Origin of the sequence: Bradyrhizobium sp. 62B, assembly GCF_030272265.2 — a bacterium.
Classification (GTDB): Bacteria; Pseudomonadota; Alphaproteobacteria; order Rhizobiales; family Xanthobacteraceae; genus Bradyrhizobium.
The window spans coordinates 898769-913865 of the sequence record NZ_CP092841.2; the positions used below are offsets into that span (position 1 = coordinate 898769).

General features: G+C 64.8%; 14 protein-coding genes. 9 read left to right on the forward strand and 5 right to left on the reverse strand.

The annotated features are described in order from the left end of the window. Positions 1-76 precede the first annotated feature (76 nt). A complete protein-coding gene (locus ML401_RS04250; RefSeq protein ID WP_285810096.1) occupies positions 77-391 on the forward strand; it encodes a hypothetical protein in 315 nt (104 codons plus the stop codon). Beyond that, positions 375-1031, forward strand: coding sequence for a nucleotidyl transferase AbiEii/AbiGii toxin family protein (locus ML401_RS04255; protein ID WP_285810097.1), 657 nt, complete (start codon positions 375-377; stop codon positions 1029-1031). Before ML401_RS04250 ends, ML401_RS04255 begins: the two co-directional genes overlap by 17 nt. 6 nt (positions 1032-1037) lie before the next feature. Here ML401_RS04255 and ML401_RS04260 read toward each other — a convergent pair whose 3' ends face one another. Further along, a complete protein-coding gene (locus ML401_RS04260) occupies positions 1038-2108 on the reverse strand; it encodes a dienelactone hydrolase family protein (protein ID WP_285810099.1) in 1071 nt (356 codons plus the stop codon). A 31-nt stretch (positions 2109-2139) separates the two neighbouring features. Continuing rightward, a complete protein-coding gene (locus ML401_RS04265) occupies positions 2140-3111 on the reverse strand; it encodes a S1C family serine protease (RefSeq protein ID WP_285810102.1) in 972 nt (323 codons plus the stop codon). Positions 3112-3394: 283 nt separating this feature from the next. Here ML401_RS04265 and ML401_RS04270 point away from each other — a divergent pair, with 283 nt between their 5' ends. From ML401_RS04270 to ML401_RS04300, 7 genes are all read left to right on the forward strand, one after another. Then, complete coding sequence (locus tag ML401_RS04270) at positions 3395-4813, forward strand: M20 family metallopeptidase (protein ID WP_285810104.1); 1419 nt, start codon at positions 3395-3397, stop codon at positions 4811-4813. Between the two features lie 261 nt (positions 4814-5074). Next, entirely contained in the window at positions 5075-6865 is a 1791-nt protein-coding gene (locus tag ML401_RS04275; protein ID WP_211418705.1) for a peptide ABC transporter substrate-binding protein, read from the forward strand. 30 nt (positions 6866-6895) lie between these two features. Continuing rightward, a complete protein-coding gene (locus ML401_RS04280; protein ID WP_194405829.1) occupies positions 6896-7855 on the forward strand; it encodes an ABC transporter permease in 960 nt (319 codons plus the stop codon). Further along, positions 7821-8738: an ABC transporter permease gene (locus ML401_RS04285; protein ID WP_194405830.1), complete on the forward strand. Its 918-nt coding sequence runs from the start codon at positions 7821-7823 to the stop codon at positions 8736-8738. Before ML401_RS04280 ends, ML401_RS04285 begins: the two co-directional genes overlap by 35 nt. Further along, positions 8738-9733: an ABC transporter ATP-binding protein gene (locus ML401_RS04290; RefSeq protein WP_194405831.1), complete on the forward strand. Its 996-nt coding sequence runs from the start codon at positions 8738-8740 to the stop codon at positions 9731-9733. The genes ML401_RS04285 and ML401_RS04290 overlap by 1 nt, the downstream gene beginning before the upstream one ends. Next, positions 9730-10698 carry an ABC transporter ATP-binding protein gene (locus ML401_RS04295; RefSeq protein ID WP_194405832.1) on the forward strand — a complete coding sequence of 323 codons (969 nt, stop codon included), beginning with the start codon at positions 9730-9732 and terminating at the stop codon, positions 10696-10698. The genes ML401_RS04290 and ML401_RS04295 overlap by 4 nt, the downstream gene beginning before the upstream one ends. A 42-nt stretch (positions 10699-10740) precedes the next feature. Next, the gene (locus ML401_RS04300) at positions 10741-12003 is read left to right on the forward strand and encodes an MFS transporter (protein ID WP_259215492.1); all 1263 of its coding nucleotides are present in this window, start codon (positions 10741-10743) and stop codon (positions 12001-12003) included. An 11-nt stretch (positions 12004-12014) separates the two neighbouring features. Here ML401_RS04300 and ML401_RS04305 read toward each other — a convergent pair whose 3' ends face one another. The 3 genes from ML401_RS04305 to ML401_RS04315 form a co-directional block, all read right to left on the reverse strand. Further along, positions 12015-12605 carry an HAD family hydrolase gene (locus ML401_RS04305; protein WP_376717407.1) on the reverse strand — a complete coding sequence of 197 codons (591 nt, stop codon included), beginning with the start codon at positions 12603-12605 and terminating at the stop codon, positions 12015-12017. Between the two features lie 134 nt (positions 12606-12739). Beyond that, positions 12740-14644 carry a diguanylate cyclase domain-containing protein gene (locus ML401_RS04310; protein WP_285810111.1) on the reverse strand — a complete coding sequence of 635 codons (1905 nt, stop codon included), beginning with the start codon at positions 14642-14644 and terminating at the stop codon, positions 12740-12742. 181 nt (positions 14645-14825) lie between these two features. Then, positions 14826-15047 (reverse strand): dodecin, encoded by a 222-nt coding sequence (locus tag ML401_RS04315; RefSeq protein ID WP_194405834.1) that lies wholly within the window; start codon positions 15045-15047, stop codon positions 14826-14828. Positions 15048-15097 lie beyond the last annotated feature (50 nt).

Genomic DNA, 15097 nt, shown 5'->3' on the forward strand with positions numbered 1-15097 from the left:
GTCCTGGGGGAGTTCGGCCCGGATCGGCCCTACGGGGCGTGGATTAACGGAAGCAGGTTGGCTATATTTGAAATCAATGACGAACGATGCATCCGCAAGCCTGATCGACAAGCTCGGTCGCAAGTACCTCTGGTGGCGACCGGTCGACGGATTGCCAATCTCCGAGGATCGCGTCGTCGCGCAGATCATGAACTTCGGCACATACGACGATATTCTCCAGCTGGAGGCCGCGCTGGGTACCGCCCGTCTCTCAGACATCATGCTTCACGCTGAGCCGGGTTGGTTCAGCGATCGCTCCTGGGAATTTTGGCGCGGGCGCCTTTCCCTCGCAACGGGGACCGAGCTGCCGGACAAGGCGCCACGAAGAGCCTTCGATGCAGCAACGTTTTGAGCCGAAACTGTCGATCTTGCCTGCCGCTCAACGCGAAATTTGGCCCCTGCTTGTCCCTTCACGGAAGTTGCAGCTTGTCCTCTACGGCGGAACTGCCGTTGCCCTTCAATTGGGGCACCGAGAGTCACTCGATTTCGACTTCTTCTGCTCTGCTCCATTGGATAAGGACGAAGTCCGTGCGCAATTCGACTTCGTCAAGGGTGCGGCCATCCTTCATGATGCGCCCAATACACTGGTTGTCTCGACCACCATGCCCTCAGGCTCAGTGAAAGTCTCATTCTTCGGACGCATCGGCTTCGGTCGCATCAACGACCCGATGCAAGTGGCTGATGGCACCATGTTTGTAGCATCGCTTGAGGACTTGCTGGCCACCAAGCTCAAGGCGACGCTCGACCGCGCCGAAGCCAAGGACTATCGGGACATTGCTGAAATGATCTCCGCGGGTGTGTCGTTGCCGCGCGGAATCTCGGCATTCCGGGAGATGTTTGGCGGCGAACCAGCGCAAGTGCTGCGCGCAATAGGTTTCTTCGAAGATGGAGATCTTCGAGCTCTGAGCGCGAGCGATCGCCGGATCCTGCGGGAGGCCCGAGATCGCGTAGGGGCGTTACCCGATGTATCTCTCAAGCAGGGCTTATTGTGATGACTGCTAAGCGGCATTCAGCCACTGCATCAGCGCCGCGTTGATCTCGCGCGGATAGGTGTGGCTGAGATCGTCGATCTCGCGATAGGTGACATCGGCGCCGGCGGCTGCGAGCGCCGCCTGCGTCTGGCGCGCTGTTTGCACGGGAAACATCCAGTCGAGCTTGCCGTGGGTGATGAAGATCGGCAGCCTCTGCAGGCGCGTGGCGTCCGCCATCTCCGCCATCAGCGGATGGAAGGTTGCCGAGACCGGGGCGAGATGGGTGAAGGGCGAAGCGGCCTCAAGCCCGTTCACGTAACAGAAGGTGCCGCCATCGCTCATTCCGGTCAGCAGCATGCGCGAGGCATCGACGGTCCAGCGGCTGCGCACGGCTTCGAGGATGCGCATGAGATTGGGCGTATCGGCATCATCGCCCATCAGCGCCCAGGTCGGGCCCATCGCGGTCGGCGCCACCAGGATCGCGCCGAGGCTGCGCGCATCGCGCAGCCAGCTCCACAGAAAAGCGCGTCCGTTGCCGCTGCCGCCATGTAGCGCCATCACCAGCGGCATGGCGCGATCCTGCGTGTAATATTCGGGCACATAGACCGAGAAGCCGCCGCGGCTGCCGGGCTCGTTGTGATCGTGCAAGATGCCGGTGTCTTCGCGCGTGCCGGCTTCGAGCCGGGATAACAGGTCCGCATCGTCGCGATGGGCGGCGTTGAGGAAGAAGCTGCTTACCGGCGGAAACTGCGCCGAAAGCGGATAGAGCGCCTCCTGCGCGCGCGGCAGATGGCGCAGCGCGCGGAACACCGCGACGAGATCGCCATGGCCGCGCTCGACCTCACGGATGCCGGCAAAGGCGGCGAGCGTCTCGTCGCAGGCGTGATTCAGTTGCGCCCGCAAGCCGGCGAACTGCTCCGGCCAATCCCCGATCGCAGCGCGTGCCGCGTGCAGAGCCTCGTCCGGCGTGCCGATTGCGTTCATGACGGAGGCAAACGCCGGCGGATGCAGATGCCGGGCAAAGAAGCCGAGCGCCTCCAACGCGTTCAGCAGCGGCGGAAGCACGGCCACGATGTCGTCGATCACGGCCTCGCTCATTGCATCCTTGGCGGCGTCCTTCAGCGGGGAGTCAATGCAGCTTCGGTGCCTTCAACAGCTTGAAGCGATCGGTCGAGGTCACCGTGACGTCGAAGGTGACGCCTTCGTGGTGCACGGTCAGCGGCACGTCGACACCGGCGGCGCCGAGCGACCACATCTTCTTGTAGAATTCGGTCTGGCTCGTGACCTTGTCGCCGTCGACGGCGAGGATGACGTCGCCGGTCTTGAGCTCGGCGCGCGCGGCCGGGCCGTTGGCGGAGATTCCGATCACCACCACGCGGTTGTCGATCTCGGTCGAGAACAGCCCGAGCCAGGGCCGCGCCGGCTTGTTGACGCGGCCGAACTTGCGCAGATCTTCCAGGATCGGCTGCAACAGGTCGATCGGCACGATCATGTTGACGTGCTCGGCCTTGCCGTCGCGTTCGCGATCCAGCTGAAGCGAGCCGATGCCGATCAACTCGCCGCGCTCGTTGAGCAGCGCGGTGCCACCCCAGTTCGGATGCGCGGGATAGGTGAAGATGGCTTCGTCCAGCAGATATTCCCAATAGCCGGCGAATTCCTGCTTGGCCACGATCTGGCTCGCGACGGAGCGCGTGCGGCCGCCGGTGCCGCCGACCACGACGCGGTCGCCGATCCGGGTTGCTGCCGAGTTGCCGAGCGGCAAGGGCTCGACGTCGAGCGCACCGAGCGCCTGCACGAGGCCGAAGCCGGTGACGGAATCGAAGCCGAGCGCATGCCCTTCGACCACCCGTCCGTCGGCGAGATGCAGCCACACCGATTCCGCCTCGGTGATGAGATAGCCGATGGTGAGCACGAGGCCGTCATCAATCACGACGCCGTTGCCGGCGCGTTCGGTGCCCAGCGTCTCGGCGCTGAAGGCGTCCGGCGGGATGATGGCATGCAGGCCGACGACGGATGCGAGCGCGCGGTCGAGATCGAAACCGTAGTCGCTCGCACGCGGCTGATTGGCCGGCGGCACTCTCCATTCGGTCAGGGTGGTCATGGAGTTCTCCTGGCTGAGTGCATCGCTCCGGGATTGCTGCAGAGCGGCGCGCGACGCACGCATAATTTAGGCCGGAGGAGGCCGTCTTGAAAGCCTCGTTCCCCAACAATTCGTGAGAACGCCGCGTGAAATCTTCGAAAGGCGCGGGGAAGTCGCACGGCGACAGGCGTCCCCTCGATCCGGCATGTGCCGCATGGCTGCTGTCCGGCGAGGTGCTAGGCGCCGTGCGGTGAAGCTGCTAACCATTGCCGCTTCGTTTGACCAAGGGATCACGGATCGAAGCATGGACAACCGCAGCGACATCTGGCGTGGCATCGACACGATCAAGGCGCGTTTCATCGACCTCAGCGACAAGGTCTGGGGCATGCCCGAGGTGTGCTACACCGAGGCGCGGTCCGCCGCCGAGCATCTCGCCGAGCTGCGCCATCAAGGTTTCCGCATCACCGAGAAGGTCGCGGGCATTCCGACCGCGGTGATGGGCGAGTGGGGCGAGGGCGGTCCGGTCATCGCTTTCATGGGGGAATATGACGCGCTGCCTGGTCTCAGCCAGGAAGCGGGTATCGCCGAGCATCGCCCGATCGAAGCCGGCGGGCACGGCCATGGCTGCGGCCATAATCTGCTCGGTTCCGCCGCGCTGCTCGCCGCGACCGCGGTGAAGGACTGGCTCGCCGAGAACAAGGTGCCCGGTCGCGTGCGCTATTATGGCTGCCCGGCTGAAGAAGGCGGCGCGGCGAAGGCCTTCATGGTGCGCTCCGGCGCATTCGAGGACGCCGACATCGCGATCACCTGGCATCCGCACAGCTTCTGGGAGGTCGCGGTGACGCCGTCGCTCGCCAACACGCGTGCGGACTTCATCTTCACCGGCCGCACCTCGCATGCCGCGGCCTCGCCGCATCTCGGCCGTTCCGCGCTCGATGCGGTGGAACTGATGAATGTCGGCGTGAACTACATGCGCGAACACATGCCGAGCGATGCGCGCGTGCATTATGCGTTGCTCGACACCGGCGGCATCGCACCCAACGTGGTGCAGGCCCATGCGCGGGTGCGCTATTCGATCCGCGCACGTGATCTTCCCGGCATGAACGAGCTGGTCGAGCGCGTGTCCAAGATCGCGCAGGGCGCGGCGCTGATGACGGAAACCAAGGTGGAGATGAAGATCATCTCCGCGGTCTCCAATATCCTGCCGAACGCGCCGCTGGAGCAGGCGCTGCACCGGGTCATGGAAGAGCTCGGACCGCCGCATTTCGATGATGCCGACAAGAGCTTTGCCGGCCAGATCCGCGCGACGCTGAGCGACAAGGACATCGCGTCCGTCTATTACGCGATCGGCATGGAGCCGACCGATCGGCCGCTGGCCGACTTCCTGGTGCCGCTCGATGCCAAACGCAACCCGCTGGTCGGCTCGACCGACGTCGGCGACGTCAGCTGGGTGGTGCCGACCGTGCAGGTTCACGCACCGACGGTTGCAATTGGCACGCCCTTCCACACCTGGCAGGTGGTGGCGCAGGGCAAGAGCCCGCATGCCCACAAGGCCATGGTGCAGGCGGCCAAGGCGATGGCCGGTCTCGGCATCAAGGCGCTGTCGGATCCGGAGCTGATCAAGGCGGCGAAGGCCGATTTGAAGAAGCGGACGGCCAAGACACCTTATGTCTGTCCGCTGCCGGACCACGTTGAGCCGCCGCTCGACATGTCCGTGGCGTAGAATTTCGCCTCGATATTTCGTCTGATCCGGCGAACAAATTTTTCGCAGTGCAGCGTGCAATCCAGCATGTTTTGATGCTGGATTGCCGAACGGATGGGCTGCAGAACGCAGTTTTGCCCAACGGACAGCCAGAAGACCGTTTGCATACACACGGTCCCAGTTGACGCGCCCCCCATTCGGTGTGCCATCTACTGCCAGCTAATTGGGCGGCTCCTTATCACGGCCGTCTTCATCACGATGGGAACCAGACGGGGGATAACCATGCTGGATAAAGAACTGCGTTCGATGATCGGCCAGGTGAAGGACGGGCGAATGGATCGCCGCGCCTTCATCAAGCACATGGCCGCGGTCGGCCTCACCGCCCCCCTGGCCAACCAGATCCTCGCGCTTGGCGGCGTCGCCATGGCGGAGGGCGCCTCGACCTACAAGCCGACCAAGCGCGGCGGCGGCGGTGCGCTGAAGCTGTTGTGGTGGCAGGGTCCGACCTTGCTCAATCCGCATTTCGCCACCGGCACCAAGGACCAGGACGGTGCGCGCCTGTTCTATGAACCCCTCGCCTGCTGGGATCCCGACGGCAACATGAAGCTGGTGCTGGCGGCGGAGATTCCGTCGATCCAGAACGGCCTGCTCGCCGCCGACGGCAAGTCGGTGACCTGGAAGCTGAAGCCCGGCGTGAAGTGGCACGATGGCCAGCCGTTCACGGCTGATGACGTCGTGTTCAACTGGGAATACGCCAAGGATCCGGCGACCTCCGCGCTGACGATCGCGACCCTCCGCGACATCACGGTCGAGAAGGTGGATGAGCTCACGGTGCGCATTGTCTTCAACAAGCCGACGCCGTTCTGGGCCGACGCCTTCGTCGGGGCGCCCAACACCATCATCCCGAAACATCTATTCAAGGACTACACGGGGTCCAAGTCGCGCGAGGCGCCGACCAACCTCTCGCCGGTCGGCACCGGCCCCTACAAGTTCGTCGAGTTCAAGCCGGGCGATCTCGTTCGCGGCGTGCTCAACCCCGATTATCACATGCCGAACCGTCCCTATTTCGATTCGGTCGAGATGAAGGGTGGCGGCGATGCCGTCTCGGCCGCGCGTGCGGTGATCCAGACCGGCGAGTATGATTTCGGCTGGAACATCCAGGTCGAGGACGACGTGCTGTTGCGCCTGGAGAAGGGCGGCAAGGGAAAGACCGTCTATGCCGTCGGCGGCGACACCGAATTCATCGCACTGAACTTCACCGATCCCAACACCGAGGTCGACGGCGAACGCTCGTCGATCAAGACCAAGCACCCGCTGTTTTCCGATCCGGCGGTGCGCAAGGCGCTCTCGCTGCTGATCGATCGCGAGTCGGTCAAGAAGGCGATCTACGGCCGCGCCGGCCGCACCACCGCGAACTTCCTCAATGGGCCCGAAAAATTCGTGTCCAAGAACACCTCGTGGGAATTCAGCATCGAGAAGGCCTCGAAGATGCTCGACGATGCCGGCTGGAAGCCGGGCGCCGACGGCATCCGCGAGAAGGACGGCAAGAAGCTCAAGCTCGTCTACCAGACCTCGATCAATGGCCCGCGCCAGAAGACCCAGGCGATCGTCAAGCAGGCCTGCCAGAAGGCCGGCATCGACGTCGAGCTGAAATCGGTCGTCGCCTCGGTGTTCTTCTCCTCCGACGTCGGCAATCCCGACACCTACTCCAAGTTCTACGCCGACATGGAGATGTTCCAGATCCCGCTGAGCCAGCCGGATCCGTCGCAGCACATGCGCCGCTATCTCTCGACCCTGGTCGCCACCAAGGAGAACAAGTGGCAGGGCACCAACTTCCCGCGCTGGATCAACAAGGAGTACGACGCGACCATCCAGGCCGCGGACGGCGAGATGGATCCAGTCAAGCGCGCTGCGCTCTACATCAAGGCCAACGACCTCATGTACCAGGACACGGTGTTCATCCCGGTGCAGCATCGCCTGAAGGTCGAGGCGGCCGCCAACAACCTGCGGCCGGTCGTTTCCGGCTGGGCCAACGAGACCGACAATCTGTTCGACTGGTACCGCGAGGAATGATCCCCCAGCGCTAGACGGGGACTTTCCCTCATGAGTCAATATGTCCTACGTCGCCTGCTGATCGCGATTCCGAGCCTGCTCGGAATCTCGGCCGTGCTGTTCTTCGTGCTGGCGCTTGCGCCCGGCGATCCCTTCTCCGAATTGGCGACGAATCCGAACGTTCCGCCCGAAGTGCAGGCCGCACTTCGGGCCAAGTTCGGCCTCGACGATCCGATCCACCTTCGCTACCTGCATTGGCTCAGCGCCATGCTGCACGGCGACTGGGGCTTCTCCTTCGTCAGCCGGATGAACGTCGACACGCTCATCCTGCAGCGCCTGCCGGCCACGCTCTACGTGATCGGCTCGGCGCAGATCCTGGCCCTGCTGATCGCGATCCCGGTCGGCGTCTATGCCGCGACCAAGCCCTATTCGCTGTTCGACCAGATCGCCAACACGCTCGCCTTCGTCGGTTTCTCGCTGCCGACCTTCTTCACCGGCATCCTGTTCATCCTGATCTTCTCGGTCACGCTGGACTGGCTGCCGTTCGTCTATACCACCGACATCAAAGCCACCGGCATCCACTGGGTGCTGGAGATGATCCGCCAGGCGATCATGCCGGTGGCGGTGCTCGGCCTGTTCCAGGCGGCGTCGATGACGCGGTTCGTGCGTTCGGCGATGCTGGACGTGATCCGGCTCGACTACGTCACCACCGCCCGCGCCAAGGGGCTCGGGCAGGCCAAGGTCATCGTCAAGCACGTGATGCGCAACGCCATGATCCCGGTCGTGACGTTGATCGCGCTGCAGATGCCCGCGGTGTTCGGCGGCGCCATCGTCACCGAGCAGATCTTCCGCATTCCCGGCATCGGCTCGCTGCTGATCTCCTCCATCCTCTCCAACGACACGCCGGTGGTGATGGCCGTCACCTTCGTCTTCGCGTGTCTCGTCGTGCTGTTCAATCTCATCGCGGACGTGCTTTATGGCTGGCTTGACCCTCGCATCTCCCTCCGCTGAGCGGCGCGTCTACTCGCCCTGGCGCGAGACGTGGCGGCGTTACAGCCGCCACAAGCTCGCCGTCGTCAGCGCCTTCCTGCTCCTCATTCTGGTTCTCGCCGTCGTGGCCGGGCCCTTCGTGTGGCGTGTGAAGATCAACGACATCGACATCGTCGCGGGCATGCAGGGGCCGTCGCTCGCCCATCCGTTCGGGACCGACGATCTCGGGCAGGACATCCTGGCGCGCATGATCTATGGCGGCCGCATCTCGCTCGCGGTCGGACTCGCCGCGATGCTGGTCTCGGTCTTCATCGGCACGCTGATCGGCGCGCTCGCCGGCATGTCGCGCGGTGCGCTCGGGCACGGCCTGATGTGGCTGACCGACCTCTTCCTGTCGCTGCCGCAACTGCCGCTGCTGCTCCTGCTCATCTACCTGTTCCGCGACGGGTTGAAGCAGGTGTTCGGCCCCGAGGGCGGCATCTTCATCCTGATCGTGCTCGTGATCGGGGGGCTGCGCTGGATGCCGGTGGCGCGGCTCGTGCGCGCGCAATTCCTGTCGATCCGCGAGAAGGAGTTTGTCGAGGCTGCACGCGCGCTCGGGGCCAGCCCGGTGCGGCAGGTGGTGCGGCATATTCTGCCCAATGCGCTCGGCCCGGTGATCATCGCCGGCACCATCGACGTTGCCGCAGCGATCATCGCGGAATCGACGCTGTCCTTCCTCGGCCTCGGTTTCCCGCCGGATACGCCGACCTGGGGCCGGCTGCTGTATGACGCCAAGGACTTTCTCGACATCGGCCCGCACTGGGCGCTGTTCCCGGGCGGCGCGATCTTCATCGCGGTGGTGGCCATCAACTTCATCGGCGACGGTCTGCGTGACGCGCTCGATGCGCGACGGGTGATCTGATGGCGCCGCTGCTCGAGATCAAGGGACTGAAGACCCACTTCTCCACCGATGACGGCATCCTGCAGGCCGTCGACGGCGTCGACATCTCCATCAACCGGGGCGAGACGCTTTGCGTCGTCGGCGAGTCCGGCTGCGGCAAGACCGTCACCGCGATGTCGATCCTGAAGCTGATCGCGATGCCCCCGGGCCGGATCGCGGCGGGCCAGATCATCTTCGAGGGCCGCGACCTGGTGCCGCTGACCAGCAACCAGCTCGACGAGATCAGGGCCAAGGAGATCGGCTTCATCTTCCAGGAGCCGATGACCTCGCTCAACCCGGTGCTGACCATCGGCGAGCAGATCGCCGAGAGCCTGCGCCGCCACGAGGCCGTGACCAGAAAGCAGGCGCTCGATCGCACCATCGAGATGCTGAAGCTGGTGCAGATCCCCAACGCCGAAGGCCGCGTGCACAACTATCCGCACCAGTTCTCCGGCGGCATGCGCCAGCGCGTGATGATCGCGATGGCGCTGGCCTGCAAGCCGAAGCTGATCATCGCCGACGAGCCCACCACCGCGCTCGACGTCACCATCCAGGCCCAGATCCTCGATCTGCTCCAGGACATGAAGGAGCGCTTCGGCATGGCGGTGATGCTGATCACCCATGCCATGGGCGTCGTCGCCGAAACCGCGCAACGCGTCGTCGTGATGTATGCCGGCAAGGTCGTGGAGGAGGCGCCCGTCGACGACCTCTTCGACCATCCCGGCCATCCCTATACGCAAGGCCTGATCCGCTCGATCCCGCGCATCGATCTCGACAGCGAGCACAAGACGCGGCTCGAGGCGATCGGCGGCTCGGTGCCGATCCTGATCAATCCGCCGGTCGGCTGTCGCTTCGCACCACGCTGCAAGTTCGCCATGAATGTCTGCACCGAGAAGGAGCCGCTGCTGCGCGAGATTGCGCCCGGTCACCGCATGGCCTGTCATCTCGGGGATCCGAACCTGGGAGCCGCGTCATGAGCGAACCCTTGCTCCGCGTCAGCGGCCTGAAGAAACATTTCCCCGTGCTCGGCGGGCTGTTGTCGCGCCAGGTCGGCACCGTCTATGCGGTCGACGGCGTGTCGTTCTCGGTCAACCGGGGCGAAACGCTCGGTCTCGTCGGCGAATCCGGCTGCGGCAAGTCGACGACGGGACGTTGCGTGCTGCGCCTGATCGAGCCGACCGACGGCGAGGTCGTCTTCGATGGCCAGGACGTGCGTCAGCTCGGCGGCAATGATCTGCGCGCGATGCGGCGGAACATGCAGCTGGTGTTCCAGGATCCCTTCGCCTCGCTCAATCCGCGCATGACGGTCGGCGCCATCCTCGGCGAGGCCTTCACCATCCACAATCTCGCATCGTCCGCGAAAGAGCGCGAGGAACGTGTCGCGGGACTCCTGGTCAAGGTCGGGCTCAAGGCCGAGCATATGCGGCGCTATCCGCATGAATTCTCGGGCGGCCAGCGCCAGCGCATCGTGATCGCGCGCGCGCTCGCGGTCGAGCCGAAGCTGATCGTCTGTGACGAGCCGGTCTCGGCGCTCGACGTGTCGATCCAGGCCCAGGTCATCAACCTGCTGGAAGACCTCCAGGCCGAGCTGAACCTCACCTATCTCTTCGTCGCGCACGACCTCTCGGTGGTCGAGCACATCTCCGACCGCGTCGCGGTGATGTATCTCGGACGCATCGTCGAGCTGGCGAAAGCGAGCGACCTCTACCGCAACCCGCAGCACCCCTACACCAGGGCGCTGCTGTCGGCCGTGCCGGTGCCCGATCCCAAGCTGAAGCGTGAGCGCATCCGCCTCAAGGGCGACGTGCCGAGCCCGATGAAGCCGCCGTCGGGCTGTCACTTCCACACCCGCTGCCCGATTGCCCAGCCGCGCTGCGCCGAGAGCGCGCCCGTGCTGAAGGAGGGCGCTGGAGGGCATTTCGTGGCGTGTCATCTGGCCTGACGCCGGCAGGCGATTGCGACGGATTGGTGCGGGGAGGGGAACGTGAGTCAGATCCATGATACCGGTCTCATCATGACTGAAGCGGAGCTGCTTTCGACTCGAGCCACAAAAATTGGCGCCGATGCGCGCCGGGCGTTGTGGGGATCTGCGCTGGGTTACGGCATGGATGGGTTCGATCTGCTCATCCTCGGCTTCATGCTGACGGCGATCTCTAGGGATCTTCATCTGACGCAGCCGCAGGCTGCCTCGCTGGTGACCGCGACACTGGTCGGGGCGGTGCTCGGTGGCTTCGTCTTCGGCCTGCTGTCCGACCGGCTCGGGCGGGTCCGCGTCCTGACCTGGAGCATTGTCCTGTTTGCGGTCTTCACGGGACTATGCGCCTTGGCCCAGGGTTATTGGGATCTCATGATCTACCGGGCCATCGCAGGCATCGGGCTCGGCGGCGAATTCGGCATAGGCATGGCGCTGGTCGCCGAGGCCTGGCCGTCGGACAAGCGGGCGCGGGCGACCTCCTATGTCGGTCTCGGCTGGCAATTCGGCGTGCTCTGTGCGGCGCTGGTGACGCCGATCCTCCTGCCTCTCATCGGCTGGCGCGGCATGTTCGCGGTCGGGCTGTTTCCGGCTCTGGCTGCCTATGTGATCCGGCGCAGGCTGCACGAGCCCGACATCTTCCTGGCTCGTCGGGCCACGACGACGGATGCCGTCGCCTCGCTTCGCGCGCTCGTCGCCGACAGAGAGACGGCAAAGATCAGCCTTGCCATGGTCATCCTCTGCTCGGTGCAGAATTTCGGCTATTACGGCATCATGATCTGGCTGCCGAACTATCTCTCGACGCGGTTCGGCTATGGCCTCACCCAATCGGCAGTCTGGACCTCCGTCACCATTGCCGGCATGGCGCTTGGCATCTTTCTGTTCGGCCATGCGGCCGATCGCTTCGGTCGCCGACCTGCGTTCCTCACTTACATGCTGGGCGCAGCCGTCATGGTGCTGGTCTATTCGCAATTGACTGCCGCCACCGCGCTGTTGGTCGGCGGAGCCGTGATGGGCTTCTTCGTCAACGGCATGCTCGGCGGCTACGGCGCGCTGATGAGCGAGCTCTATCCGACCGCTTCGCGGGCGACTGCACAAAACGTGTTCTTCAATATCGGCCGCGCGGTCGCAGGGTTCGGTCCGCTGGTGGTCGGCCTGATCAGCGCGTCCTACGGCTTTCCGACGGCGATCGGTGCGCTGGCGCTGCTCTATTTGCTCGATGTCGTGGCGCTACTCGCGCTGGTTCCGGAGCGGCGCGGCGCGGAGCTTGCCTGATCCGGCTCTGCTCACGACGCCGCGAGCAGGCCGTGCATCGCGAGCGCCTGCCTCAGAGCCTCCGGCGTGGTGTGATGATGCGCCAGGAGACCGGCTTCCTTCGCTCCGGCGACATTCTGCGCGAGGTCGTCGATGAAGAGAACGGTCGCGGGCGCCACCTGCAGCTCGGACAGGCAGAGACGGTAGCAGCGCGGGTCCGGCTTCGCGGTCTTGAACTGGGCCGAGGTGTAGATGTTCGCGCCGAACAGCGGACGCAGCTCCGGCAGCAGCGTGTCGATGTGGTCCGCGACCAGCGTGGTGTTGTTGGTCAGCACGGCGATATCGACGGTTTTGCGCAAGCGCGCGGCAATTTCCAGCATCGCGCGATCCGCCTGCATCGAGCGGCGCCGCGCCTCGACCCATTCGTCGAGCGATAGCGGATAGCCGATGCGTTCGCCAAAGCCGCGCAGATAGTCGGCGGCGTCGAGCGCGCCGGAATCGCCGAGCAGCTCGAATCCACTGTCCCAGATCGCCTTGTAGACGGCGTCGCTGGTCGATCCCGCAAGCTCCGCGAGACACGCGACACGCTTGCCCCTGTCGTAGCCGCAGAGGACGTTGTCCATGTCGAACAGGACGAGCTTGATGGTATCGGTCACGGCAGCACTCTCGGGTCGGCCGGCGCCCGGCTGGGTCCGGAGTCATATCCCGTCAGGCCGCAGGCGACAAACGGATGCGAGAAGGCGAAGGCGGATCCGCGTCACGCAGTCTTGGCGGGCCAGGGGACGACCTGTCCTGACATCACCAGGCGGTCACGGCCGCTGTCCTTGGCAGCGTAGAGCGCGCGGTCGGCGGCGGCGACCAGCGTGCTGCAATCCGTCGTGGCCTGGGCCGGACGAGCGGTTGCAGCGCCGACGCTGGCGGTGACCAGCCGGCTGGGCGGATTTTGCACGTGCAGCAGCGCAAGATCGTGCAGCGCCCGGCGGATCCCTTCGCCGACCTCGGCGCAGCCGGCGGGATCGGTATTGGGCAACAGGACGGCGAATTCCTCGCCGCCGTAGCGCGCCGCGAGGTCGGCCGGACGCTTGGCATGGGCAGACAGAATCCGACCGATGGCACGCAGGCAACCATCGCCCGCCACGTGCCCGTAATGGTCGTTAAACTTCTTGAAATGATCGACGTCGATCAGGAGCAGCGAAAGCTGTGTGTCGTCGCGCCGCGCGCGCGCCCATTCGTCGGCGAGACGTTCGTCGAAGGCGCGCCGGTTGGCGAGGCCGGTGAGGCCGTCGGTCGTTGCAAGCGAGGCGAGCTTGTCCTGCAGGTCCTTCTGCTCGGTGATGTCGCGCACGACTGCGACGACACCGTCGATCTCGCCGCTGTCCGACGCCAGCGTCACGTGCAGTGCAGCCTCGGCCCAGATCTCGCCCTTGTTGCGATGACGCTGGCGATAGACGAACCGCGCTTCCTCCGCTTCGCCGTTCTTCAGCGCGGTGACGGCCTGCTCGACCCGTTCCGTGTCGTCGGAGTGAATGCCGGCGAGCGACGAGGTGCCCAGGAGTTCCTCGGGTGACCAGCCGGTGATGCGCACGCATGAGGGAGACACGTAGAGCAACTGGTTGTCCAGTCCGATCCGGGTCACCATGTCGCTGGACTGCTCGGCCAGCAGGCGGAAGTTCGCTTCCTGGGCGACCAGCGCCTGTGCCGTCCGCTGCCGCTGCAGCAACTGACGGACCAGGAGGAAGCCGATCACCGCGATCAACAGGACGAGGCCGAGGACGAAGGTCATGCGTGCGGCGGCCGCTCTTCGCCACGGAGCCAGCACGTCGTCCTGCGACTTGCTCGCGAGCACCATCAGGGGGTAGCGGTTGCTGCGCTGATAGTAGCTCAGCCGCCTCACGCCATCGAGCGGCGACGTGAAATAGTAGATCGCCGCCGCGGGTCGGCTTCCCCACTCCCTGAACAGCGGCGTGTTGGACAGGTCGCGTCCGACGAAGGTGTCGCCTTCGTCGCGGCTGCGCGCCAGCAGGATGCCGCTGGTGTTGAGCAGCGATGCCGAGCCGTTCGGCCCGAAGTCGAACCGTTGGTAGAATTTCGCGAAATAGCTGACGTCGATCGTGAGCAGGGCAACGCCGGCGAAGCCGCCGTCGGCATCGTTGACCCGGCGCGAGGCCGTGATGATCCACTGGCCCCCGGCGCGGCTCTTGACGGGCCGCCCGATCAGCGTGCCCGTCTCCGGGGAGTCGCGATGGCGCTGGAAATATTCGCGGTCGCTGTTGTTGAGCTTGGAGAAGTCGAGGCGCTCCGTCGTGGCAAGCCAGCGGCCGGTGGCGTCGTAGACGAAGATGCCGCGGATACGGTCCGATGATTTGCGTGTCGGCAGATAGGCCTGGAGCTTGGTGATCGTGTCCGGACCCGTCCCGTCGATTTCGAGCCGGTGGACCAGGCCGACCAGCAATGTGTCTGCCAGCTCGAACGTGTCGTCCGCATGCTGGATCAGGGAGTGGGCGAGGTTGGCGACGTCGATCTCGGCATTCCTGAGCTCGGCATTGCGTGCCTCCCATTCGCGCCAGATGCTCATGCCGAGGATCGCCACGCAGATGAGCACGACGAACCCAGCCGCCCAGAGCGGAAGGCGCGTCTTGCCGAGTTCGCGACTCGTCACCATCGGGCTGCTCCAAATCGGAGCAAACCTCTCACTTTGACCTTAACGGCCTGTTGCAATATTTGCGATGATTGCGCAGGGTCCGTACTCTACCGGAGACCGTCGTGGATATCTCTCGATCGCCTCGCGGCCGGTGGATGTTCACGCGGACGGCGCGAGATGGTTCCCGTCGAAATCAGCCGCGTCATTCCTCCAGCGTGAAGCCGACGCGCAGCGTCACCTGATAGTGGCGGACGGCGCCGTTCTCGATGTGGCCGCGGGTCTGCACAACCTCGAACCACTTCATCTCCCGAATGGTCTTCGACGCGCGGCTGACCGCATTTTTGATCGCGTCCTCGATCGAGGTCTCGGACGATCCGACCAGGTCCAGGATCTTGTAGACATGGTCCTTCTCGGCTGCAGGCATGATGGTCTCCCTCGGTTGCGCTGCGGCACGCGCCCGCGCGCCGTGCTCTC